The organism is Micromonospora sp. NPDC047187 (assembly GCF_040643355.1).
GTDB lineage: Bacteria > Actinomycetota > Actinomycetes > Mycobacteriales > Micromonosporaceae > Micromonospora > Micromonospora salmantinae.
Genome location: NZ_JBEYUF010000020.1, coordinates 84,724 through 107,758 on the forward strand (window position 1 = coordinate 84,724; position 23,035 = coordinate 107,758).

Sequence of the window (23,035 nt, forward strand, 5' to 3'; positions counted from 1 at the left end):
TCTCGGCACATCACGAGACGGACCGTCTCGTCTTGAAGCGCTGGGAGAACACATGCGTACCTGGTTCATCACCGGTGCCAGCCGCGGCCTGGGCCGCGCCTTCGCTGACGCCGCGCTCGACCGGGGTGACCGGGTGGTCGCCGCCGCCCGGACCATCGCCCAGGGCGACTTCGACGAGAAGTACGCCGACCGGCTGCTGACCCTGCCCCTCGACGTGACCGACCGCGCGGCGGTCATCGCCGCCGTGAACACCGCCGTCGAGCACTTCGGCCGGCTCGACATCGTGGTCAACAACGCCGGAACCCTGTCCATGGGCATGATCGAAGAGTTCACCGAGGCCGAGGCACGCGCCCAGTTCGAGGTCAACCTCTTCGGCGCGCTCTGGGTCAGTCAGGCAGTGCTGCCGCACCTGCGCGCCCAACGGTCCGGCCACATCGTGCAGGTCTCCAGCATCGCCGCGCTCGGCGGCTTCCCGAGCACCGGCCTCTACAGCGCGAGCAAGTTCGCCCTGGAGGGCATGAGCGAGGCGTTGGCGATGGAGGCGGCGGCCTTCGACATCAAGCTCAGCATCGTGCAGCCGGGCGGATACTGGACCGACCTCTACACCAGCGTGCGAGCCACCACCCCGATGGACGCCTACGCGCCACTGCGCGCCGAGTTGGAGCGCCAGTGGGCGGAAGGGTCGATCGACAGCGAACCGCGGCTGGCCGCCGACGCGCTGCTGCAACTGGTCGACAGCGACGAGCCGCCGCTGCGGCTCCTGCTCGGCAGCATGGTGTACGACCTGGCGTTCGACATCGCCCGCCGACGGATGGACACCTGGGCGGGCTGGGAGCAGGTCAGCCGCGCCGCCGAACACGCCGTCGCGGCCCCCGGAGCTGACGGATGAGAGTGCTGCTCGTATCGCCACGAGCAACCGGTGCGGCGTTCTAGGCTCCGAGATATGGCGGCGGCGTGCCCATCGTTGGCACATAAGTCCGGGCAGAGCCTTTCACCCATGATTTCTTTTCGCGAGGCGCAAACCTAGACGGAGAGGAAACACGCATGGCTGTCAAAACCAAGACTCGTCCGGGCACCACGGAGATTCGGCCGTTCTCGATCGACATTCCCCAGGCCGACCTTGACGACCTGAAGAGGCGCATCAAGGCCACCCGCTGGCCGGACAAGGAAACGGTGAACGACCAGTCGCAGGGCGTGCCACTCGCCACCATTCAGGCCGTCGCCCGCTATTGGGAGAAAGAGTACGACTGGCGCAAGGTCGAGGCGCGGCTGAACGCCGTACCGCAGTTCATGACCGCCATCGACGGGGTGGACATCCACTTCATCCACGTGCGTTCGAAGCACGAGGACGCGCTGCCGCTCATCGTCACCCACGGGTGGCCTGGGTCGATCATCGAGCAGATGAAGATCATCGAGCCGCTCACCGACCCGACGGCGCACGGCGGCAGCGCGTCGGACGCCTTCCACCTGGTCATCCCGTCGCTGCCCGGCCACGGCTTCTCCGGCAAGCCGACCGAGTCGGGGTGGAACCCGCAGAAGATCGCGACCGCCTGGACGGAGCTGATGAAACGGCTCGGCTACAACCGGTTCGTCGCGCAGGGCGGCGACTGGGGTGCGGTGATCGTCGACCAGATGGGCCTCCAGGCACCTCCGGAACTGCTCGGCATCCACACCAACATGCCCGGTGCGATCCCACCGGAGATCGACCTGCTTTTTCAGGGCGACATCACCGGCGCGAACAACGCCCTGGGCTCGCTGCCATCCGGGCTCTCCGACGACGAAATGCGTGCCGCCGAGGAAGCCAACTACGTCTGGAAACACGTCGCCTACGCCCTCATGATGGCGACACGTCCGCAGACGCTGACCGGGCTGGCGGATTCTCCGGTCGGTCTGGCGTCCTTCCTGCTCGACCACGACGCGAAGAGTCTGGCCCTGATCGCGCAGGTGTTCGACGGGGCCAAAGCGGGCCTCACCCGCGACGACATCCTGGACAACATCTCGCTCTACTGGTTGACGAACACCGTGATCTCAGCGGCCCGTCTGTACGCGGAGAACAAGCTGTCGTTCTTCGCCGCCAAGGGCGTGAACGTCCCGGTCGCCGTGAGCGTCTTCCCCGACGAGCTGTACGAGGCGCCGCAGAGCTGGGCCGAGCAGGCGTACTCCAACCTCATCTACTACAACAAGCTCGACGTGGGCGGGCACTTCGCGGCCTGGGAACAGCCGAAGATCTTCTCCGAAGAGCTTCGCACCGCCTTCCGGTCACTGCGCTAGATGGCCGTGCACCTGCCCCCGCTGAACGGGGCGGCCGAGTGGCTCAACTCCGAGCCACTCGGCCTCGCCGACCTGGGCGGGCGCGTCGTCCTGGTCAACTTCTGGACGCTGACCTGCATCAACTGGCTGCGCCAGGAGCCGTACGTACGTGCCTGGTCGCAGGCCTACCGCGATGACGGGCTGGTCGTCGTCGGTGTGCACACCCCGGAGTTCGGATTCGAGCACGACGTCGACCGGGTGCGGCGGGCGGTGGCGGCCCGTTCGATCGACTACCCGGTGGCGGTCGACAACGACTACGCGATCTGGAGTGCGTTCGACAACCACTACTGGCCGGCGCTCTACTTCGTCGACAGAAACGGTGTCATCCGCGACGAGCACTTCGGCGAGGGACGCTACGAGCAGTCCGAGCGGGTGCTCCAGCAACTGCTCGGCATCGAGCGGGAACCCGTACCCGTCAAGGGGCTCGGCCCGGAGGCGGAGGCCGACTGGGACAACCTGCGCACACCCGAGACGTACCTCGGTTTCAGTCGCGGCGAACACTTCGCGTCGCCGAACGGTCCGGCGCTCGACGAACGCCGCGCCTACCAGGTGCCGGAGAGCCTCGACCTCAACCAGTGGGCGTTGGCGGGGGAGTGGACGATCGGGTCGGAGAACGTCGTGCTGGACCGGGCCGGCGGTGGCATCGCCTTCCGGTTCCACGCCCGCGACGCGCATCTCGTGCTGGCCCCCGGGGCGGGAGCGTCGATCCCGTTCCGCGTGCTGCTCGACGGCGCGGCCCCCGGCCCGGCACACGGCGTTGACGTCGACGAGGACGGCAACGGCGTACTCCAGGACGGCCGGCTCTACCAGCTCGTCCGCCAGGACGGCGCGGTCCGGGAGCGGGCCCTGGAGATCACGTTCGGCGAGCCCGGCGCCGAGGCGTACGCCTTCACCTTCGGCTGACGCGCAGATCGACAGTGTTCACCGTGCCGGAGACCGGGGAGAAGCTGCGTACCTGAGCACCGGGACGCAGACGGCTGTCGGTCGCGTACCGGTCGGCGAGCGCATTCTCCGCGGCCTCGTCGCCGTCGTCGGCTTCGAGCAGCAGGGCGGCGATCTCGTCGGCGAGCGTGAGGTCGGCGTTGGCGAGGTCGTCGGTCATCGCGCCGAAGCTGTCCCACAGCAGCAACTCGTCCTTCTGCCGATGGGCCAGTTCGTGCAGGACGTAGTCGTAGATGAACCAGGCGCCGTGGACCGGCACGTCGGGGGCCACGCCGTAGACGTTCGGATCAATCGTCCCGGCCCGGTACGCCGACCACACCCGCGCTGCCGAGTCGAACAGCCCTGCCGTCGGGTCGATGTCGTAGCCGTCGAACCGCCAGTCGCCGGCCGGGTCGAGCTCCGGGTCGGCCCAGACCCAGCGTTCGCCGTCCCAGTACTCCATCAGCACGTGATCGTGGTGCCAGCCCTGGGTGAAGTACGAGGCGAAGCCGACCCGGCTACGGCTGGGAATGCCGTGCTGACGGAGGATCGCGATCGATAGCAGTGTGTGGTCCCGGCAGCAGCCGGCCACCCGGTCCACGGCCGGGCGCTCAGCGCTCAGTGGCAGGGGAAAGCGGGACTGGTCGGTGTCGAGGATGCGGTCCATCCAGCGGCGGTTCACCTCGTCCAGCCGGTCGTCGGGCAGCTCGACGCCGCCGGCCCGGTAGTGAACGATCACGTTGCGGGCGGTCGCCGCCGCGGTGGGGATGTCGGTCGCCACGGCGTCGAGGAGCCCGCCGTGTCGACCGGGGTCACTGTAGGGGGAGTGGCTCCGGTAGTCATCGAGGTCCATGGGGCAAGTCTCCGGTCCGCCACCGTGTCAGGGTCAAGGCGCTTTTCCGGATAGTGTCGACTGCTGTGACAGCGCCCGAGATCACCATCGCCACCCCGGCGGACCGCGATGCGGTGGTTCAAACGCTGGTCGCCGCGTTCGTCAAGGATCCGATCCTGCGGTGCCTCTTTCCCGACGAGGAAACCTATCCGCGGTACGCCGCAGCCTACTTCGGGCACCTTTTCGACAACCGGGTGCACCAGTCGTCGATCTGGACGCTCGGTGGGGGTGCGTCGGTCGCCATCTGGGAGCCACCGGCCGGGTCGTCGACCGGGTCACCGAAGGGTGGGCTCGCCGCCCACTACCCCGCCGACGTGATGGCCCGCGTCCAGGGCTACGACGACGCCGTGCACGCCGCACTGCCGACGTTCCCGTTCTGGTACCTCGGCGTCCTGGGCACCCACCCCGACAACGCCGGACGCGGTTGGGGACGTGCCGTCATGCGGGCCGGCCTGGCCCGTGCCGCCGCCGAGGGCCTGCCGGCGATCCTGGAGACCAGCAACCCGGGCAACGTCGAGCTGTACCGCAGGGCCGGCTGGGAGGTGGCGGGCTTCCTGCCGGAGCCCTTGCCCACCTGGATCATGCAGCAGCCGCCGCGCTGAACACGCTGATTGCGCGCCTCCTACGATCGGCGGCGTGCTGCTGTGGCCGGCAGACGAAGCCTGGCCGATGTGCGACGGGCCGGAGCCCGGCGACCACTACCTCGATTCTCCGGGTGAACCGGCGGCGCCGCTGGTGCCGGTGATGCAGTTGCTGGCCGAGGACGTGCCCGAGGTGCCGTTCCCGGCCGGCGCGGACGTCCTACAGGTGTTGTGGTGCCCATTCGAGCATGAACCGTGGACGTCACCTCGCCCCGAACTGCGGTGGCGTCGCCGCGCCGACATCGGCGCCCGGCTTCAAGAAATGCCCGTACCGGATGTGGAGTCAGATCCATCGCACGTCCCCCGCCGCTGTGTGCTCGACCCGGAGCGGGTTACCGAGTACCCATCCTGGGACCTCCCGCGTGCCGTCTGGCCGCAGATCGAGGACACGATGAAGCGGGTGGCGCAGGAGACCGGTTGGAAGTACGAAGCCGATCTGGCGGTCGCCTCGGGGATCAAGGTCGGCGGTTACCCCGGCTGGACCCAGTCTCCGGACTGGCCGGTCTGCGGGTGCGGCTCGCTGATGGACCATCTGCTGACGGTCGCCAGCTGGGAGTTCAGCCGCGGTGACGAAAAGCGGTGGATTCCGGTAGAGGATCGTCCGGCGATGTCCGGTTGGGAGACGGCCACCACCGACGATCATCCGTGGTCGACGATCCAGAACCCCACCGGGCTCATGCTGGGCGACGTCGGCGGGATCTACCTGTTCGTCTGCACCGCGTGCCCCACCAGGCCGTTCGACTACCGCTTTGACTGTTCCTGACGGATTCGGATGGTCACCGGCGGGCTCACATCCTCGGCCTACGGCCCAATCTTGGACAGTTTCCGTTAACTGATAACGGAAACTGTCCAAGATCTGCGCGTGACTGCCGCGCTGAACACGCTGATCGCGCTCACCTGAGGGTGAGCGGGACCGGTTGCCCTTGGCGTACGTCGAGGACCGGCCGCCTGCCCAGCGGTTGGGCCAGATTGAGGGTTGCGGTACGCGAGTAGCCCGCGAGGGTGCACGCCTCGCCGCTGTTGTGGTGCTGCGCGATGACGATGACCACGACGGCGTTGGCCGACTCGACCGACTCCGCGTGGTAGTCGGCGCCACAGCGTCCGGTCGCCGGCCCGAAGGCGCCGGTGAAGTCGACGGTCAGATGCGTACCGGCACCGGTTGTGGTCGCCGACTCGATCGCGATCCCCGGCGGGGAGTTCCACGGTGGTGGCGTCGGGGTGACGGCGCCAGCGCCACCTGCGTCGATGACGGCCTGGTCGTACCGGGCCAATGCCTCCCGTGCCTGCTGACGCAGCTCGCCGAGGCTCTCCCCGCGGGGTAGCGCGGCGTCGACAGGGTGGGTCGTGTCGGTGCCACAACCAGCGAGCATCGCCGCCGCCACCACCGGAACGACCCAGTGCCATCGCACCATCGAAGACCCCTTTCCGGCAGAGCGACCGTCAGGATTATCAACCGTCGGCCCGGGTGGTTCCGCCCGGCTGCTCGACCTCGGCTGCTGCCGCCGAGGCGGCGTCGACCTGTTCGGGGTTGCCGTGGAAGCGCTGTACGACGTCCTGCGGATACTCGGCCACGTCAACCTCCTCGGTAAGCAAAGTCCGCCAGGCTACGACATGGCGGTTCGTGCGGTCGCACCCGACCGATGCGGGCATCGGATGTCGGGTGGGCGACCCACCCCGCGACCTAGCGTCAGTGCTCGAAAGGGAAGGAGGCCCGGGTGCTGGATCGGCTCAACGAGGCCATGGCGTACATCGAGCGCCACCTCGACCAGAAGATCGAGGTGGCCGAGCTGGCGCGGATCGCGCTGACGTCGGAGTACCACTTCCGGCGGCTGTTCTCCGCGCTGGCCGGGATGCCGCTGTCGGAGTACATCCGGCGGCGTCGGCTCACCGTCGCGGGCGCGGACGTGCTGGCGGGGGAGCGGACGTTGCTCGACGTGGCCGTGCAATACGGCTACGGCTCGGCGGAGGCGTTCGCCCGGGCGTTCCACGCCGTGCACGGCGTGGGCCCCGGAGAAGCTCGGCGTACGGGCGCAGCGCTGCGCGCCCAGCCCCGGATGTCCTTCCGACTCACGGTCGAAGGGAGCGGCAGCATGGAGTACCGAATCGTCGACAAGGACGCGTTCGCGCTGGTGGGGCGCAAGGCCCGGGTCCCGCTGGTGCACGAGGGGATGAACCCGGCGATCGTCGCGTTCATCAGGAGCATCGACAAGGAGACGACCGAGCGGATCGAGGCGCTCTCCGATCAGGAGCCGAAGGGAATCGTCAACGTCAGCGACAACCTCGCCGACAGCCGGCAGGAGGGCACCGAGCTGGACTACTGGCACGGGGTGGTGACCGGCGCCGTGCCGCCGGAGGACCTGGACGCGCTGCCGGTGCAGGCCGGCTCGTGGGCGGTGTTCACCATCTCCGGTGCGTTTCCGCAGGCGGTGCAGTTCCTGTGGCGTGACGTGTTCACCCAGTGGTTTCCGTCCAACCCGTACCGCAGCCGACCTGGACCGGAGATCTCCCGGGTCCGGGTGTCGGCGGACGGCACCCAGGCGGACGCCGAGCTGTGGATCCCGGTGGAGCGGGTTCCGTCCTGAGCTGCGGCGCCGGGTCGACGTGCGCAACGTCGGCCCGGCGCCTGCCAAGTCTGCCGTTCACCGCCACCGGCCCGGCGGGTGGTCGGGCAGCCGCAGGTCCGCGAGTACGCCGAAGTGGTCGCTGGCCCAGACCCCGTCGACCGGTTCGTCGAAGACCCGCTGGCAGTACGCCACGGCCAGGTTCGGCCCGTGGGGGCCGCAGCGGACCATGACGTAGTCGATCCGACGTCCCGTCTCCAGTGGCATCGTGCCCGCTCGTACCAGCGGGTTGTGTGGGGTGAAGGTGTGCCCGGGGTCGTCCGGGTGCACCGTCGGCCAGGCATCCTGGTAGGCGACGCTGCACCCGTGCAGCGACTGTTTGCCGCGCCAGAAGCGCACGCTGGCGGAGTCGACGTCGTCGTCGAAGTCGCCGACGAGGACGACGGGCAGGTCCCGTCCGGCCAGCAGTGTCTCGACGAAGGTCGCGGACCGGGCGGCCTGCAACTCCCGCTCGTGGGCGTACCCGAACTGGTAGGTGGGTTTGTGGTGGGCGACCAGCACGGTGCCGACGGGCGGTGGCACCTCGATCTCCGCCACGACCACCGCGGACCAGGGAATGTCGACCCGTTCAGTGACGTGTAGGTCGAGTTCGCGGACGGTCCCGACCGGCCAGCGGCTGACCAGCGCGGCGCCGACCCCGTCGGCGGAGCGCCCGCTGTGGCGTATCACGTGGTGGTTCGGGCCGAGCAGGTCGGTCGCCTGGTCGTAGCCGTTGCCCCAGACGGTTTCCTGAAGGGCGACCACGTCCGGTCGCAGGCGGGCCAGGCCCGGCTTGAGGACGGCTCGGCGGCGTTCCCAGTCGGCGAATTCGGGGGCGAGCAGGTTGAGGGTCAGCACCCGCAGCCCGGCGGGCTCGTCGTCCGTCGTCATGCCCGCTGTGCTTACCCGCGCCGGCCACGGCGGAATCCTGACGTCCCCCACCCCTATGTAGAGTTCCAATACAGTGGTCGGATGCGGATGACGATTCCGGTCGCGAAGGTGCTCGCGGCGCTGCTCGCCGAGCCCGACGAGCAGCGCTACGGGCTCGACCTGATGCGATTGACCGGCCTGCCCAGCGGCACCCTCTACCCCGTGCTGCACCGGTTGCAGGGGGCCGGCTGGCTGGTCGCCGACTGGGAGGAAATCGATCCCGTCGCGGCCGGGCGACCGGCCCGCCGCTACTACCGACTGACCGCCGTCGGGGTGACGCAGGCCCGCCAGGCGCTCGCCGACCTGCGGGCAGCGATCCCCGACGGTGGCCGTCGCTCGTGGGGCGGCACCGAGCCCACCGGAGCACCGGCGTGGTGACCCGCCGGGCCGCCGAGTTGCTGTTGGAGTTGGCCGCGCGCCGCTGGCCGGCCGAGGTTCGCGACGACCTGCGCCGCGAGTGGGCCGCCGAGCTGCACGTGCTCGCCGAGAGCCGCCGCCGGACGAAGATGGTCGGCTTCGCGGTGAGCCTGGCCGTCAGCCGCGCCGGTGCCCCGATCGTCGATCGCACAGTGATGCGTGCTCGGGCCGGCCGCACCGTCGCCGCACTACTGCTCTCCCCGATCGCCTGCGTCGGAATCGTGCTCGTCAGCGCGTACGCCCTCATGCCGGTCGAGCGCGTGGTGACCCAGGACTGGTCCGAGCGGATGCAGAGGCCGATCTGGACGGCGCTCACCGTCGGGTTGGCGGTGCTGCTGGCGGTGTTCGCCGCGCGCTGGGCCCGGCACACCGCACTCGACGGCCCGCTGCGCATCGCGCTCGGCGTGGTGCTTCCCATCGGCGTGACCGCTGTCGTGTTCCTGTCAGCCATCTCCCCGGACGACCTGGCCACGTTCGTGCCCGGGGTGCTGCTCTGGTTGGCCGGCCTGACGCTGGCCCTCTGGGCCGCGGCGAGCCTCGCGGGCCGGAATCGCCTCCGTGCGGCCTGGTGGGTGGGCGTCCTCGGCGCGCTCGGCGCCGCCGACCTCGCGGTGATTCTCGCTGTCGTCGACGTCGTCGCGGCGGGCGGTCGCGCCGGCCCGGTCAGCAGTCCGACGCCATTGGGCGGCGTCGACTGGCTCTCCTCGCCGCTGTGGCTCCTCGCCACGTGGACCGAATGGAACATCAGCCTGCCCCGGCCCACCATCTCATGGGAGATCTTCCACATCGTCACCAACGAGGTGCGGGCGGAACCCATGCTCTACCTGGCCTGCACGCCGTACGCGCTCGCCTACACCATCCGGGCGGCCCGGTCGGCGCCCGCCGCGCCCGCCGCCCTCGCGCCGACCCCGGTGTGAACCTCAGTCGGGTACGTCGTCCCACGTCGTACCCGGCTCCAGGTAACCGGCCAGCTGGTTCTCGCGCAACGCGTACGCGATGACCAGCAGGGCGTGCTTGTCCAGCTCGGGCAGCCGGTCCAGCGGGAACCACCGCACGGCCAGCGACTCGTCGTCGTTGACCCGGGCGGTGCCGGCCACCAAACGGCACAGGAACCCCAGGTTGAGGTAGTCGCAGCGGTCCCCGTTCGGGTACGTGTGCGGGTGCGACACGGCGCTGGACATCCGCACCGGCGCCACCTCCAGACCGGTCTCCTCGCGTACCTCGCGGACCAGCGCGGTGGCCGGCTGCTCGCCCGGCTCGACGAAACCGCTGATCACCGACCAGCGCCCGTCGTCGGCACGCTGGCCGAGCAGCAGCTCACCGGCGTCGTTGCGGACCACCGCGCTGACGCTCGGCAGCCAGAGCAGGTCGTGACCGACGTGCTTGCGCAGCCCCACGATGTAGTCCGGTGTCGCCATCCGGCGATCATAGATGTGCCCTATAGCGAGGCTCACCTGCGCATCTTCTGGAGTTCCAGTCCCACGCGTTTCGCCATTTCGGCCCGACGAACGCAATGCATATCTACTGTGGAGATCGTCGGCGACTTGTGCGATCCGGTGGCGGCCGGCCGGTTCGCGGTGCACAGTGATTCCCATGAGCGACAGCGGACGTGGTGGGCAGTTCTACTGGTGCACCCGGCATCACCGGGTCGAGACGGACACCAACGTGTGTCCGGCGAAGCACGTTCTCGGCCCGTACGACTCGGCGGCCGACGCGGAGAACGCCCTGCAACGAGTGCAGGAGCGGAACGAGGCGTGGGATGCCGAGGACGCTCGTTGGGCCGGGGACGACAGATAGGCGGCGCGGGACGGCTCGCGCCGAGGTATTTCGTGCTCCGCGAGGACGCACGCGAGAGCACGTCCCCCGAGGAGGGAACCACGATGGCCGAAGCACAGCAGGCCACCAAGCGCCCGGCCGCCCGACGCACCACCGCGAAGAAGACCGCCGCGGCGGAGCGGAACACGGCGGCGAGCCGGACCACCCCCGTGCGCAAGTCCACCGCGGCTGCCGCGAAGGCACCGGCCCGCAAGGCCGCCGGCGGGGCGGGTCGCGCCCCGGCCAGGAAGACCACCACGGCGGCCACGAAGGCCCCCGCGAAGAAGGCCACGACCAAGACCACCGCAGCGGCCAAGAAGGCCCCAGCGAAGGCCGTGACCACCACCCGTAAGACGACCACCGCCGCCAAGGGGGCCCCGGCGTCCACCGCGCGCAAGACCACCACCGCCGCGAAGAAGACCACGGGTACGGCGAAGAAGACGGTGAGCGCGGCGAAGAAGACCACCGCCTCGGCGGCGAAGAAGACCACCACCGCGGCGAGGAAGACCACCACCGCGGCGAAGGCGCCGGCGCGCAAGACCACCAGCGCGGCGAAGGCGCCGGCGCGGAAGGTGGCGACCAAGGCGTCCGCCGCCAAGAAGACAGCGACGAAGAAGACGGCCGCGGCGAAGAAGACCGCGTCGACCCGCCCCAGCGGCGGCGCGCGCAAGGCTCCGGCCAAGAAGGCCCCGGCCGCGAAGGCGACGGGTACCTCGTCGACCACCGCCCGCAAGGCGGCGGCGAAGAAGGCCCCCGCGAAGAAGACCGTCGCGGCCAAGGCACCGGCCCGCAAGGTGACCGCCCGCAAGTCTCCGGCCCGCCCGGTCGCCGCCCGAGCCACCGCCCCCAAGGGGGCCCGCAGCGCCGCCCGCAAGGCGACCGGCTGAGCACGGAGCATCCCCTCACCGGTCGGATTTCCGGCCGGTCACCGGAAGCGGATCACCCATGGCGCTGTCAGGATTGACCCGTGGTCATCCGACGCGTACTCGCGCCCCGCATCGACTTCGGCGCGTTGCGCCGCGAACTCGGCCTGCCCGAGGAGTTTCCGGCCGACGCCCAGCGTGAAGCCGACGAGGCGGCTGCGGCACCGCTGCAGCCGCCCGTCGACCGCACCGACATACCGTTCGTCACCGTCGACCCCGCCACCTCGCGGGACCTGGACCAGGCGATGCACCTCAGCCGCCGCCCCGGTGGGGGCTATCGGGTGCGGTACGCGATCGCCGACGTCGCCGCGCACGTCACCCCGGGTGGGGCGTTGGAGGCGGAGACCTGGCGGCGGGGGCAGACCATCTACCTGCCCGACGGCAACGTACCGATGCACCCGCACACCCTCAGCGAGGGTGCTGCCAGCCTGCTGCCCGACGACGACCGGGCCGCGGTGGTCTGGACCATCGACCTGGACGCCGACGGCGGCACCGTTGCCGTCGAGCTGGAACGCGCCCTGGTCCGCAGCCGCGCCAAACTCGACTACGCCGGGGTGCAGGCGGCAGCCGAGGCCGGGCGGCTACCCGACCCGATCGCGCTGCTGCCGGAGATCGGCGACCGGCTGACCGCCCGTGGGCTGAGCCGAGGCGCCATCAACCTGCCACTGCCCGAGCAGGATCTGGAGCCCGACGGTGAGGGCTGGCGGCTGGTGCTGCGCGCGCCGGTGCCGATGGAGGAGCACAACGCGCAGATCTCCCTGCTGACCGGGATGGCCGCCGCCGACATCATGCTGGCCGGCCGGGTGGGTCTGCTGCGTACGATGCCGGCGCCCAAGCCGGAGGCGGTGCAGCGGCTGCGGGCCGCCGCCGCGCCGCTGGGTGTGCACTGGCCGGACGACGTGGGCCCGGGGCAGGTCATCGCCGGTCTGGACGCCGCCCAGCCGCGCGCCGCAGCGTTCATCGACCAGGCTGCCGAGCTGATGCGCGGTGCCGCGTACACCGCCTTCGACGGGGAGCTGCCGGAGCAGCCGGAACATGGTGGCGTGGCAGCCGCGTACGCCCATGTGACGGCGCCGTTGCGGCGACTGGCCGACCGGTACGCCACCGAGGTCTGCCTGGCCCTGCACGCGGGCCAGGCGGTGCCCGACTGGGCTCGCGCCGCGTTGCCCCGGCTGCCCGAGGTGATGGCGAGCACCGACCGGGTCTCCTCGGCGGCGGCGCGTGGCGCCGTCGAGTTGGCCGAGGCGGCGGTGCTGGAGCAGCGGGTGGGCGAGACCTTCGACGCGGCCGTCCTCGACGTCGACGCCCCGCCCAACGGCAAGTCCCGGCCCCGACCGCCCGGTGGCACCGTCGCGCTGGACGCCCCGCCGGTCCGGGCCCGCTGCCTCGGCCAACTGCCGCTCGGCGAACGCGTCCGGGTCCGCCTGGTCACCGCCGACCCGACGGCCCGCACCGTCCTGTTCGAGCTGGCCTGACCGGACCGCCGTCGCTGGCCCACTCCTCGCCCGCCGGCGCGACCAGCTCGCGGCAGCGGGGATTCTCACAGCGCTCGGCGCTGCTGACCGACCGAGCGGTTTGCGAGGATGAGGCCATGGCATACGACGCGAGCACGCTGCCCGACGTGTCCGGGCTGACGGTCGGCATCATCGGCGGCACCGGCGACCAGGGGCGGGGCCTCGCCTACCGGTTCGCGCGGGCCGGCCAGACGGTGCTGATCGGGTCCCGGTCGGCTGAGCGGGCCGCCGAGTCCGCGGCCGAGATCGCCGCCCTGCCCGGCGTGCCGGCCGGCGGCAGCGTCACCGGTGCGGCCAACGACGAGGTGGCCCGACGCAGCGACGTGGTGATCATCGCGGTGCCGTGGGACGGGCACGCCGCCACCGTCGCAGCCCTCGCCGAGCCGCTCGCCGGCCGGATCGTCGTCGACTGCGTCAACCCGCTCGGCTTCGACAAGCAGGGCCCGTACGCGCTGACCGTCGCCGAGGGCAGCGCCGTGCAGCAGGCCGCCGCGCTGCTGCCCGACTCCCGGGTCTGCGCCGCGTTCAACCACGTCAGCGCTCCGCTACTGGCCGACCCCGAGGTCGACCGGATCGACCTGGACGTGCTGATCTGCACCGAGGACCGTGAGCTGGTCGACATCGTCGGCGCGTTGGCCGCCCGGATTCCCGGCATGCGGGGCGTCTACGCCGGCCGGTTGCGCAACGCCCACCAGATCGAGGCGTTCACCGCCAACCTGATCGCCATCAACAAGCGCTACAAGGCGCACGCCGGCATCCGCGTCACCGACCTCTGACAGGAGCGGCGTGATCCACCCCTGATCTCGGCAAAGGCAAAGCCGGGTGGATCACGCCGTGCCCGGTACTAGAAGGTGTGTTCGGCGGCGGGGAACTCGCCGCCGCGGACCTCGTCGGCGAAACGGCGGGTGGCGTCGGTGAGAGCGCCGGCCAGATCCGCGTACCGCTTGACGAAACGGGGTGCCTTGCCCGTCCGAAGCCCGGCCATGTCCTGCCAGACCAGCACCTGCGCGTCGGTGTCCGGGCCCGCGCCGATGCCCACAGTGGGGATCGGCAGCTCGTGGGTGATCCGCTTGGCCACCTCGCCGGGCACCATCTCCAACACCACGGCGAACGCGCCCGCCTCCGCCACCGCCCGCGCGTCGGCCAGCACCTCGTCGGCGGCGTCGCCGCGACCCTGCACGCGGTAGCCGCCCAGGGTGTGCTCACTCTGCGGGGTGAAACCGATGTGCGCCATCACCGGAATACCAGCGCCGACGATCGCGGCGATCTGCGCGGCGTTTCGGCGGCCACCCTCCAACTTCACCGCGTGACAGCCACCCTCCTTCATGAACCGGACGGCGGTGCGCAGCGCCTGGGCCGGGCCCTCCTCGTACGAGCCGAACGGCAGGTCACCGACGACCAGCGCCTGCCGGGTCGCCCGCACCACGGCCCGGACCAGCGGAAGCAGCTCGTCGGCGGTGATCGGCAGGGTGGTCTCGTAGCCGAACACGTTGTTCGCGGCCGAGTCGCCGACCAGCAGCACCGGAACACCGGCCTGGTCGAAGATCGACGCCGTGTACTGGTCGTACGAGGTGAGCATCGGCCACCGCTCGCCGCGCTCCTTGGCGGCCGTCAGGTCGCGGGTGCGGACCCGTCGGGTGGCCGGGCCGCCGTACAACGCGGTCACCTCGTGCGGAGTGGACTCCACCATCTCTGTCTCCCTTCCTCGAGGCCGCCTGCGCGGTCCCCGGGTTCCGCCGCGATCGTCGCACCGCGAGACGGGCTGACGGCAGGGCCCAGTGCAAGATGTCACTCCACCAGCGCGGGGCCGCCCCACCTGGCCACCCGCGACCGCGCCGCGAGGTCACCGCGCGGCGGCGCCGGGCCGCGCCACCGACCCGGCACCCCCAGGGGTACGGCTCAGCCGTGCTCGCGCCACCGGTTGGTGATCGGCAGACGGCGGTCCCGGCCGAACGCCTTCATGGAGATCTTCGTGCCCGGCGCCGACTGCCGTCGCTTGTACTCGGCGGTATCCACCAGCCGCAGCACCTTGTCCACGATCGCCGGGTCGTGACCCGACTCGACCAGCCCGTCGCGGCCGAGGTCACCGTCGACGTAGCCGATCAGGATCGGGTCCAGGACGTCGTAGTCGGGCAGGCTGTCGCTGTCGAGCTGGCCCGGGCTCAGCTCGGCGCTCGGCGGCTTGCCGATCGAGTTCTCCGGGATCGGGGCGGTCTCACCGCGCCGTGCCGCGTCCCTGTTGCGCCACTTCGCGAGCCGCCAGATCAGCGTCTTCCAGACGTCCTTGACCGGGTTGAAGCCGCCCACCGAGTCGCCGTACAGGGTGGAGTAGCCGACCGCCAGCTCACTCTTGTTGCCGGTGGTCAGCACCAGGTGGCCCTCCTGGTTCGACAGCGCCATCAGGATCACGCCACGGACCCGGGCCTGCAGGTTCTCCACTGCCACGCCGGACAGCGACAGGTTGGCCAGGAAGCCGTCGACCATCGGCTGGATCGGCTCGACGCGGTAGTCCAGGCCGGTGCGCTTGGCCAGGTCGGCGGCGTCCTCCCGGGAGTGCTCCGAGGAGTGCTGGCTGGGCAGCGACACCCCGACCACCCGGTCCGGCCCGAGCGCGTCGACGGCGAGCGCCGCCACCACCGCCGAGTCGATGCCGCCGGAGAGACCGAGCACCACCGACGGGAACCGGTTCTTGTTGACGTAGTCGCGCAGACCCAGCACCAGCGCCTGCCACACCTCGGCCTCGTCGGCCACCGGCTCGATCAGCCCGCCGGTGGCGGCCGGGCCGGACGGCGTGGGCGGAATGCCGTCCAGCGTGCTGTGCACGATCCGCATCCCGTCGGCCAGCGTCTCGGTGGTCGGCCCGGTGGCGGCGGCCGGCAACTCGACGTCGTGGACGAGCAGGTGTTCGACGAACTGCGGGGCCCGGGTGAGCAGCTCACCGTCGGCGCCCACGATCATCGAGTCGCCCTCGAAGACCAGCTCGTCCTGGCCGCCGGTCATGTTGACGTACGCGATGGCGGCGCCCGCCTCGGCGGCCCGGCGGCGGACCAGCGGCAGCCGGATGTCGTCCTTGTTCAGCTCGTACGGCGAGCCGTTGATGTTGACGACCAGGCCGACGCCGGCCCTCCGGGCCGCGGCGAACGGACCGCCGGCCTGCCACAGGTCCTCGCAGATGGTCAGCGCGACGTCCACGCCGCCGATCCGCACCACTGTCAGCGCGTCACCGGAGACGAAGTACCGGTCCTCGTCGAAGACCCCGTAGTTGGGCAGGTGGTGCTTGAAGTAGCGGGCGGCCACGACGCCCCGGTGCAGCAGCGCGGCGGCGTTGCGGGCACCTCGGCCCGGCTCGGCGTCCCCGCTGACCTGCGGCGGACCGTCGGCGTCCAGGTAACCGACCACGACCGGCAGCTCGCCGAGACCGTCAGCGGCCAGGTCGGCGGCCAGCCGCTCCACGGCGGCCCGGGACGCGGCGACGAAGGAACGCCGGAAGACGAGGTCCTCGACCGGGTACCCGGTCAGCATCATCTCCGGGAAGAGCACCAGCTGGGCACCGGCATCGGCGGCCTGGCGAGTCCAGCTGCGGACCAGGTCGGCGTTTCCGGCGAGGTCGCCGACGCTCGGGTTGACCTGGGACAGGGCGAGACGCAGGGTGGGCATGCCTTCATCTTGCCCCAGCCTCGTCGCGACAATCCGTACCCTCCGACGAGATTGCCGCCACCCGCCGCGACGGGCGTCCCCGAGGCCGCGGCGGCGGGAGCTCGGCCATCGTGGCGGCGGCCTCGGCGGCCCGGCACTGGCCCCGCGCTCGCCGGGCGGGACACGAGAGGACGGCCGGCGGCAGTTCGCGTAACGTCTGCGTAACCAGGCCCGGGAACACTGGGCGATCAGGTCGGGTACAGCCCGGCCAAGGCGGACAAAAGAGTGTCGCGAGGGGTTGGGGAAGTGGACCGTCAGCAGGAGTTCGTCCTCCGCACGCTGGAAGAGCGGGACATCCGGTTCGTCCGGCTGTGGTTCACCGACGTTCTGGGCACGCTCAAGAGCGTTTCGGTGGCACCCGCCGAGCTCGAGGCGGCCTTCGAGGAAGGCATCGGCTTCGACGGCTCGGCGATCGAGGGCTTCGCCCGGGTCTTCGAATCGGACATGGTTGCCATGCCCGACCCGACCACCTTCCAGGTCTTCCCCTTCGAAGGCGGCGTCAGCGGCGAGAGCGCCCGGATGTTCTGCGACATCCTGCTGCCCGACGGCGGCCCGTCCTGGGCCGACCCCCGGCACGTGCTGCGCCGTGCGCTGTCCAAGGCAGCCGAGAAGGGTTTCACCTTCTACACCCACCCCGAGATCGAGTTCTTCCTGCTCGAGAACGGTCCGCAGGACGGCTCGGTGCCCACCCCGGTCGACACCGGCGGCTACTTCGAGCACACCACCCACGCCGTGGCCCGGGACTTCCGCCGCCAGGGCGTACTGGCCCTGGAACGGATCGGCATCTCGGTGGAGTTCAGCCACCACGAGGTCGCCCCCGGCCAGCAGGAGATCGACCTGCGCTACGCCGACGCGCTCACCACCGCCGACAACATCATGACCTTCCGGCACGTGGTCAAGGAGGTAGCACTCTCCACCGGTGTGCAGGCCAGCTTCATGCCGAAGCCGTTCACCGACCAGCCGGGCAGCGGGATGCACACCCACCTGTCGCTGTTCGAGGGGGAGCGCAACGCCTTCCACGACAGCGGCGACCCGATGAAGCTGTCCAAGGTGGCGAAGTCGTTCATCGCCGGTCTGCTGGTGCACGCCCGCGAGTACACGGCGGTCACCAACCAGTGGGTCAACTCGTACAAGCGGCTCTTCCCGCAGCACCTGCCCGACCGGATCACCGAGAGCCCGGCGTACGTCTGCTGGGGTCACCTCAACCGGTCCGCGCTGGTCCGGGTTCCCGCCTACGGCAAGCCCAACTCGGCCCGGGTCGAGGTCCGCTCGCTGGACTCGGCGACCAACCCGTACCTCGCCTTCGCGGTGCTGCTCGGCGCCGGCCTGAAGGGCATCGAGGAGGGGTACGAGCTGCCGCCGGGCGCCGAGGACGACGTCTGGTCGCTGACCAGCGCGGAGCGGCGCGCCATGGGCTACGAGGCGCTGCCGGAGAACCTCGCCGAGGCGATCGACGTGATGGCCGGGTCCGAACTGGTCGCCGAGGTGCTCGGCGAGCACGTCTTCGACTTCTTCCTGCGCAACAAGCGGGCCGAGTGGGAGCAGTACCGCCGTGAGGTCACCCCGTACGAGCGGCAGCGCTACCTGGCCCTGTAGACGCGGGGGCTGACGCCGTTGCGCGCTGCCGCTATCGTCTCGATCACCGCGCCGGTACCCCTCCGGGCGGAGAGTCGGGAGGCAAGTCGGTGCTGGAGGATCTGTTCAGCGGTGCCTGGCAGAGCGTCGTGTTCGGGCTCGTCGGCGTCGGCCTCATGGCCGCCGGCTTCGGGCTCGTCGACCTGCTCACCCCGGGTCGGCTGCGAGACCTGATCTGGGTCGAGCGCAACGCCAACGCGGGGTTGCTGCTCGCCGCCAACCAGCTCGGCATCGCCGGAATCGTCTTCACCGCGATCCTCACCAGCTACAGCGACTTCGGCAAGGGGCTCGCCTCCACCGTGGTCTTCGGACTGGTCGGGTTGGCGATCATGGCGTTGGCCTTCGTGGTGCTGGACCTGCTCACCCCCGGCAAGCTCGGCGAGGTCATCTGCTCGCCCGAGCCGCACCCGGCCGCCCGGGTCAGCGCCGCCACCCACTTCGGGGCCGCGCTGATCGTCTGCGCCTGCATCGCCTGAGCCAGCTGCCCGCGTCGCTGTGCGGGCGGTTGTCCGCGTCGCCGTGGCTGCTGTCCGCGTTGCCGGGTGGGCGGTTGTCGGCGTCGTTGTGGCGGTCGTCCGCTTTGCCGTGCGGGCGGTCGCCGGAGGGCGTCGTACCCCGGCCGTAGCGTGCGGGGCATGAACCGCACGGATCGCCTCTACGCACTGGTCGAGGAGCTGCGGGCGGTGTCACCTCGGCCGCGCAGCGCCCGCTGGCTGGCCGCGCGCTTCGAGGTGAGCAGCCGGACCATCGAACGGGACCTCGGCGCGTTGCAGGAGGCCGGGGTGCCGATCTGGGCCGAACCCGGGCGCACCGGCGGCTACGTCCTGGACCGCGCCCGCACCCTGCCGCCGGTAAACCTGACCGCCGCCGAGGCGGTGGCGATGGCAGTGGCGCTGCACCGGCTCGCCGGCTCGCCGTTCGCCGGGCCGGCCGCCACCGCGCTGCGCAAGCTGGTCGCTGTGCTGCCGGCCGCCGACGCCGCCGAGGCGCACCGTCTCGCCGGCCGGGTGCACCTGATCGGCGACGGGCCAGCCGCGCCCGTCCCGGCCACCGTCGCCGACGCGGTCGCCGCGCGGCGCGTGCTGCGCATCCGGTACGCCGACCGTGCCGGCGCCGACTCGACCCGTGACGTCGAACCAGTCGGCTACCTCGGCAACTCCCGACACTGGTACCTGGTCGCCTGGTGCCGTCTCCGCGATGAGCTGCGGTGCTTCCGCACGGACCGGATCCGGAGCGTCTGGGCGCTGCCCGACGTGGTGACCCGGGAGCTACGCCTGACGGATCTCGACATCCCGCACGAGCGGGTCCGCCCACTGAGCCTGGTCTGAGACCCGTCCGCGGCGCGGCGGGCCAGGGTGGGTCTCGTCGCTGGAAACCCCGCCGGGTGATCCGGAAACACCGACAGGACGCTGTCGCCAACGGCCCCGAGACTGCTCCAGACGACGGCCGAACGGCCGGCACGGAAATTCTGGAGGCAGTAGATGTCCAGGTCCACCACGCCCATCACCTGGTTCGAGATCGGCACCGACCGGCCCGAGGACGCGGAGCGGTTCTACGGAGAGTTGTTCGGCTGGACCTTCGAGGAGCAGGGCTCGACCAACGGCGGGTCCTACCGCGTGACCGGGGCCGGCGGCGACACCGGGATCGGCGGGGCGATCCGGGCAACTGACGGGACGTCGCCGAACTACGCGGTGTTTTACGCCGAAGTCGCCGACGTGGCGGAGACCTGCCGACAGGCCGAAGCTGCCGGCGGCCGGGTCCTGGTGCCAGCGCGTACGGCACCGAGCGGTCTCACACTGGCCCACCTACTCGACCCGGCCGGCAACCACCTGGGTGTTTTCACGCCCCCGCCCCCGCAGCCCTGACCCCTTCCAGGGCCGGGCTGATGCCCGGCTGGCCTGACTGTCGCTCGGGCTGGCTCTGGGTCGGGCCAACAGGGCGGACCGGGTCTGCCCCGGGGCGTGCCGAGGCCGGCCGCGGGCTGCCCGGGGCGTGCGAGGCCGGCTGCCGGCTGCCGGGGGCGTGCCGAGGCCGGCCCCGGCCTGCCCGGGCCGTACCGAGTTCGGCCCCGGCCTGCTCGTGCCTGCCGGGGCCGGACTCGCCGGACTACTTGCCGGGCGTACCAGCGCCGTGGTGGCCGCCTGGACCGCGGTGGCCGCCGGGGCCGGGGAAGACGCCGGCCTCGACGGCCTTGGTGATGGCGTCGGCCTGCTCCTGGGTGAGCTTGCCGTCCTTGACGGCCTGGTCCAGGCGCTGCTTGAGCGCGGCCTGCCGGTCCTCGGCGGACGGGCGCTGCGGGCGGTCGGTCGGGCGGTGCTGCTCGCGGATCTTCTCCAGTGCGGCGGTCACCTTGTCGGTGGGCACGCCCAGCTCCTTGGCGAGCGCCTCGGCGAACTCGCCCTGCCGGTCGGCCTTCGCACCCGGAGCCCCGCCGGGAGCCGGGGCGGTGCTGGCGCTCGGTGTCGGCGTGGAAGTGTCGGCGGCGAACGCGATCGTCGGGGCCGCGATCCCGACGCCGAGGACGCCGGCGGTGGCCAGGCCGGCCAGCAGGTGCTTCCTGCGGATGGTGCGGGACATGCTGTCCTCCAGAGGTTCGGTCATCGTGCGCTGTCGTCACCGACAGTGACCGGGCAGTCTGGGCGGAAGCCGTGGCGACCCTGTCAGCGAGCTGACAATCAGGGCCGGCAGTGGACGAAATCGGTTGTGTGGGCGGTGGCCGAGCGGTCAGGGTGGACGATCCACCGACGGAAGGACCCCACGGCATGACCGTCGAGATTCGGGAGATTCCACTCGTCGAGCCGGGCGCCGGGCCGTACGGCATCACGCCCGGCCCGGACGGCGCGCTGTGGCTGACGCTGGCCCAGGCCGGCGGCATCGCCCGGTTGTCGCCCGACGGCGCGGTCCGGACCTACCCGCTGGAGCCGGCCGGCGGTCGCCCGCTGATCATCACGGCCGGGCCGGACGGGGCGCTCTGGTTCACCCGCTCGGGAGACGACCGGATCGGTCGGATCACCGTCGACGGTGAGCAGCGCACCGTCGCCCTGCCGGCCGGTGCCGGGCCGGGTGGCATCGCGGCTGGGCCTGATGGCGCGCTCTGGTACGCCGGGATGACCTCCGACACCATCGGCCGGGTGGAGACCGACGGCACCCACACCGCATTCCCGCTGCCGGTGACCGGCGGATTCGCCTCGATGATCACTGCTGGCGCGGACCAGGCTCTCTGGTTCACCCTCAACCAGGCCAATGCGATCGGTCGCATCGACCTCGACGGCAGGGTGACGCTGCATCCGTTACCCACATTGAAGGCGGGGCCGGTCGGCATCACGCTGGGCGATGACGGCGTCATCTGGTTCGTGGAGATCGCCGCCGGTCAGCTCGGCCGGATCGACCCGGACGGCGAGATCGCCGAGTTCCCGCTGCCGGACCGGGCGGCCCGCCCGCACGCGATCGTGGCCGATCCGGACGGCGGCGCGTGGTTCACCGAGTGGGGCGCCAACCGGATCGGTCACCTCGACCCCGCCGGACGGATCGAGGGCTACGCCCTACCCACTCCCAACGCCGAACCGCACGGCATCACCCGCACCTCCACCGGCATCTGGGCCGCCCTGGAAATCGGCGCCATAGCCCACCTAACCCCACCCCCCTAAGCCCACCGACCCCCGCCTGAACTGGCGACCCGCCCATCCCCCTCAGCCCCGCCCTGGTTGATCAAGAGGTTTCCGTCAGGATCCGCTCCGGACATGACGCAAACCTCTTGATCACCGGGGAGGGGGGAGGGGAGGGGTGGGGGTGGGGGTGGGGGGTTAGTGGACTGCGGGGGTTGCGGTGAGGGTGGCGGTGGTGGTGTCGAGGGTGGCGGTTGTGCCAACCGGGACTGTGAGCTGGTTGGGGCCGTGGCCGATGGGGAGGCCGCCGAGGACCGGTACGCCCAGGTCGCCCAGGCGTTCGGTGAGTACGTCGACGATTGTGGTGTCCCAGCCGTCGCCGCAGTCGGTGAACTGCCCGACAGCCACCCCGGCCAGTCTGTCCAGCGCGCCGGCCCGGCGCAGGTGGGTGAGCATCCGGTCGACCTTGTACGGGGGTTCCTGCACGTCCTCGATCAACAGCACCGCACCGGTCAGGTCGGGCAGGTCGGGCGTGCCGATCGACGCGGCGATCATGCACAGGTTGCCGCCGAGCAGGGTGCCGGTGGCGCGACCCGGGACGCGTACGCCGAAGGTCTCCTCGGTGGGGACCGCGGTGATCGACACCGGTTCGGTGGTCATCAGCGCCGCGTGCAGGGATTCGGCGGAGCGCAGCGGCGTCCGCTCGTCGCGCCAGGCTGCCCCGGGGCCGTGCACTCCGGCCAGGCGGGCGCCCCGCCACAGCGCGAACTGCAACGCGGTGATGTCCGAGAAGCCGGCCACCACCTTCGGGTCGCGGCGGACGGCGGCCATGTCGATGGCGTCCACGATCCGTTGGGCGCCGTAGCCGCCGCGAGTGCAGATCACCCCTCGCACGTCCGGGTCGGCGAAGGCCGCGTTCAGGTCGGCGGCGCGCAGGTCGTCGGTGCCCGCGAGGTAGCCGTGGCGGGCGTACGCGTTCGGCGCCGGCACCGGGCGCAGGCCCCAGCCGGTGAGCAGTTCCATGCCCCGGGCCACCCGCTCCGGCGAGGTCGGCCCGGACGGCGACACCAGCAGCACCGTGTCACCCGGGCGCAGCACGGGCGGGCGTACGGCTGGGGTGTCCTCGCTGATCACAA

At 71.2% G+C, this 23,035-nt stretch carries 26 protein-coding genes; 17 read left to right on the top strand and 9 right to left on the bottom strand.

What is annotated here, in order from left to right; translation table 11 throughout:
- The first annotated feature begins 52 nt into the window (after positions 1 to 52).
- The 3 genes from ABZ794_RS25875 to ABZ794_RS25885 all read left to right on the top strand — a co-directional run bounded on the left by ABZ794_RS25875 (position 53) and on the right by ABZ794_RS25885 (position 3,213).
- Positions 53 to 889, top strand: a complete 837-nt coding sequence (locus ABZ794_RS25875; protein ID WP_210783526.1) for an SDR family oxidoreductase — start codon at positions 53 to 55, stop codon at positions 887 to 889.
- Between the two features lie 155 nt (positions 890 to 1,044).
- Complete coding sequence (locus ABZ794_RS25880; protein WP_357517969.1) at positions 1,045 to 2,271, top strand: epoxide hydrolase family protein; 1,227 nt, start codon at positions 1,045 to 1,047, stop codon at positions 2,269 to 2,271.
- On the top strand, positions 2,272 to 3,213 hold the full coding sequence (locus ABZ794_RS25885; RefSeq protein ID WP_357517971.1) for a redoxin family protein: 942 nt from the start codon (positions 2,272 to 2,274) through the stop codon (positions 3,211 to 3,213).
- On the opposite strand, the gene ABZ794_RS25890 is transcribed toward ABZ794_RS25885, so the two are convergent.
- A complete protein-coding gene (locus tag ABZ794_RS25890; protein ID WP_238690569.1) occupies positions 3,200 to 4,084 on the bottom strand; it encodes a transglutaminase domain-containing protein in 885 nt (294 codons plus the stop codon). The two genes, ABZ794_RS25885 and ABZ794_RS25890, sit on opposite strands and share 14 nt — an antisense overlap.
- A 65-nt stretch (positions 4,085 to 4,149) precedes the next feature.
- Between ABZ794_RS25890 and ABZ794_RS25895 the strand changes: the two genes are divergently transcribed.
- Together ABZ794_RS25895 and ABZ794_RS25900 are read left to right on the top strand one after the other, a co-directional pair.
- Positions 4,150 to 4,725 carry a GNAT family N-acetyltransferase gene (locus ABZ794_RS25895; RefSeq protein ID WP_210783535.1) on the top strand — a complete coding sequence of 192 codons (576 nt, stop codon included), beginning with the start codon at positions 4,150 to 4,152 and terminating at the stop codon, positions 4,723 to 4,725.
- Positions 4,726 to 4,759: 34 nt separating this feature from the next.
- Positions 4,760 to 5,527 carry a hypothetical protein gene (locus ABZ794_RS25900; protein WP_210783537.1) on the top strand — a complete coding sequence of 256 codons (768 nt, stop codon included), beginning with the start codon at positions 4,760 to 4,762 and terminating at the stop codon, positions 5,525 to 5,527.
- A 130-nt stretch (positions 5,528 to 5,657) separates the two neighbouring features.
- On the opposite strand, the gene ABZ794_RS25905 is transcribed toward ABZ794_RS25900, so the two are convergent.
- Both ABZ794_RS25905 and ABZ794_RS25910 read right to left on the bottom strand, forming a co-directional pair.
- The gene (locus tag ABZ794_RS25905) at positions 5,658 to 6,176 is read right to left on the bottom strand and encodes a hypothetical protein (RefSeq protein WP_357517974.1); all 519 of its coding nucleotides are present in this window, start codon (positions 6,174 to 6,176) and stop codon (positions 5,658 to 5,660) included.
- 37 nt (positions 6,177 to 6,213) lie between these two features.
- Positions 6,214 to 6,336, bottom strand: a complete 123-nt coding sequence (locus tag ABZ794_RS25910; protein ID WP_255751071.1) for a hypothetical protein — start codon at positions 6,334 to 6,336, stop codon at positions 6,214 to 6,216.
- A 143-nt stretch (positions 6,337 to 6,479) separates the two neighbouring features.
- Between ABZ794_RS25910 and ABZ794_RS25915 the strand changes: the two genes are divergently transcribed.
- A complete protein-coding gene (locus ABZ794_RS25915; protein WP_357517976.1) occupies positions 6,480 to 7,346 on the top strand; it encodes a GyrI-like domain-containing protein in 867 nt (288 codons plus the stop codon).
- A gap of 57 nt (positions 7,347 to 7,403) precedes the next feature.
- Here the strand turns inward: ABZ794_RS25915 and ABZ794_RS25920 are convergent, their stop codons facing one another.
- Positions 7,404 to 8,255, bottom strand: a complete 852-nt coding sequence (locus tag ABZ794_RS25920) for an endonuclease/exonuclease/phosphatase family protein (protein WP_210783545.1) — start codon at positions 8,253 to 8,255, stop codon at positions 7,404 to 7,406.
- A gap of 81 nt (positions 8,256 to 8,336) precedes the next feature.
- On the opposite strand from ABZ794_RS25920, the gene ABZ794_RS25925 reads away from it, so the two are divergent.
- Both ABZ794_RS25925 and ABZ794_RS25930 read left to right on the top strand, forming a co-directional pair.
- The gene (locus tag ABZ794_RS25925) at positions 8,337 to 8,672 is read left to right on the top strand and encodes a PadR family transcriptional regulator (protein WP_357517978.1); all 336 of its coding nucleotides are present in this window, start codon (positions 8,337 to 8,339) and stop codon (positions 8,670 to 8,672) included.
- Positions 8,666 to 9,628 carry a hypothetical protein gene (locus tag ABZ794_RS25930; protein ID WP_357517980.1) on the top strand — a complete coding sequence of 321 codons (963 nt, stop codon included), beginning with the start codon at positions 8,666 to 8,668 and terminating at the stop codon, positions 9,626 to 9,628. Before ABZ794_RS25925 ends, ABZ794_RS25930 begins: the two co-directional genes overlap by 7 nt.
- 3 nt (positions 9,629 to 9,631) lie before the next feature.
- Here the strand turns inward: ABZ794_RS25930 and ABZ794_RS25935 are convergent, their stop codons facing one another.
- Positions 9,632 to 10,129: an NUDIX domain-containing protein gene (locus ABZ794_RS25935; RefSeq protein WP_238690572.1), complete on the bottom strand. Its 498-nt coding sequence runs from the start codon at positions 10,127 to 10,129 to the stop codon at positions 9,632 to 9,634.
- Positions 10,130 to 10,304: 175 nt separating this feature from the next.
- Between ABZ794_RS25935 and ABZ794_RS25940 the strand changes: the two genes are divergently transcribed.
- The 4 genes from ABZ794_RS25940 to npdG all read left to right on the top strand — a co-directional run bounded on the left by ABZ794_RS25940 (position 10,305) and on the right by npdG (position 13,739).
- The gene (locus ABZ794_RS25940) at positions 10,305 to 10,508 is read left to right on the top strand and encodes a hypothetical protein (RefSeq protein WP_238687280.1); all 204 of its coding nucleotides are present in this window, start codon (positions 10,305 to 10,307) and stop codon (positions 10,506 to 10,508) included.
- Between the two features lie 83 nt (positions 10,509 to 10,591).
- Complete coding sequence (locus ABZ794_RS25945) at positions 10,592 to 11,413, top strand: histone (RefSeq protein ID WP_210783551.1); 822 nt, start codon at positions 10,592 to 10,594, stop codon at positions 11,411 to 11,413.
- Between the two features lie 80 nt (positions 11,414 to 11,493).
- On the top strand, positions 11,494 to 12,924 hold the full coding sequence (locus ABZ794_RS25950; RefSeq protein WP_238690574.1) for an RNB domain-containing ribonuclease: 1,431 nt from the start codon (positions 11,494 to 11,496) through the stop codon (positions 12,922 to 12,924).
- A 116-nt stretch (positions 12,925 to 13,040) separates the two neighbouring features.
- On the top strand, positions 13,041 to 13,739 hold the full coding sequence (npdG, locus tag ABZ794_RS25955) for an NADPH-dependent F420 reductase (protein WP_112620287.1): 699 nt from the start codon (positions 13,041 to 13,043) through the stop codon (positions 13,737 to 13,739).
- Between the two features lie 68 nt (positions 13,740 to 13,807).
- Here the strand turns inward: npdG and panB are convergent, their stop codons facing one another.
- Positions 13,808 to 14,653, bottom strand: coding sequence for a 3-methyl-2-oxobutanoate hydroxymethyltransferase (panB, locus tag ABZ794_RS25960; RefSeq protein WP_210787422.1), 846 nt, complete (start codon positions 14,651 to 14,653; stop codon positions 13,808 to 13,810).
- Positions 14,654 to 14,862: 209 nt separating this feature from the next.
- Positions 14,863 to 16,620 carry an NAD+ synthase gene (locus ABZ794_RS25965; protein ID WP_210787423.1) on the bottom strand — a complete coding sequence of 586 codons (1,758 nt, stop codon included), beginning with the start codon at positions 16,618 to 16,620 and terminating at the stop codon, positions 14,863 to 14,865.
- Between the two features lie 285 nt (positions 16,621 to 16,905).
- On the opposite strand from ABZ794_RS25965, the gene glnA reads away from it, so the two are divergent.
- From glnA to ABZ794_RS25985, 4 genes are all read left to right on the top strand, one after another.
- Positions 16,906 to 18,255 carry a type I glutamate--ammonia ligase gene (gene glnA / locus ABZ794_RS25970; protein WP_210787424.1) on the top strand — a complete coding sequence of 450 codons (1,350 nt, stop codon included), beginning with the start codon at positions 16,906 to 16,908 and terminating at the stop codon, positions 18,253 to 18,255.
- Between the two features lie 89 nt (positions 18,256 to 18,344).
- Positions 18,345 to 18,770, top strand: coding sequence for a DUF350 domain-containing protein (locus ABZ794_RS25975; RefSeq protein ID WP_210787425.1), 426 nt, complete (start codon positions 18,345 to 18,347; stop codon positions 18,768 to 18,770).
- A 159-nt stretch (positions 18,771 to 18,929) separates the two neighbouring features.
- Complete coding sequence (locus ABZ794_RS25980; RefSeq protein ID WP_210787426.1) at positions 18,930 to 19,622, top strand: WYL domain-containing protein; 693 nt, start codon at positions 18,930 to 18,932, stop codon at positions 19,620 to 19,622.
- Between the two features lie 153 nt (positions 19,623 to 19,775).
- Positions 19,776 to 20,159: a VOC family protein gene (locus ABZ794_RS25985; protein ID WP_112582648.1), complete on the top strand. Its 384-nt coding sequence runs from the start codon at positions 19,776 to 19,778 to the stop codon at positions 20,157 to 20,159.
- Between the two features lie 241 nt (positions 20,160 to 20,400).
- Here ABZ794_RS25985 and ABZ794_RS25990 read toward each other — a convergent pair whose 3' ends face one another.
- Positions 20,401 to 20,871, bottom strand: a complete 471-nt coding sequence (locus tag ABZ794_RS25990; protein WP_210787427.1) for a hypothetical protein — start codon at positions 20,869 to 20,871, stop codon at positions 20,401 to 20,403.
- 185 nt (positions 20,872 to 21,056) lie between these two features.
- Here ABZ794_RS25990 and ABZ794_RS25995 point away from each other — a divergent pair, with 185 nt between their 5' ends.
- Positions 21,057 to 21,941 carry a virginiamycin B lyase gene (locus ABZ794_RS25995; RefSeq protein WP_357517986.1) on the top strand — a complete coding sequence of 295 codons (885 nt, stop codon included), beginning with the start codon at positions 21,057 to 21,059 and terminating at the stop codon, positions 21,939 to 21,941.
- Positions 21,942 to 22,097: 156 nt separating this feature from the next.
- Here ABZ794_RS25995 and ABZ794_RS26000 read toward each other — a convergent pair whose 3' ends face one another.
- On the bottom strand, positions 22,098 to 23,033 hold the full coding sequence (locus ABZ794_RS26000; protein WP_357517988.1) for an LD-carboxypeptidase: 936 nt from the start codon (positions 23,031 to 23,033) through the stop codon (positions 22,098 to 22,100).
- Positions 23,034 to 23,035 lie beyond the last annotated feature (2 nt).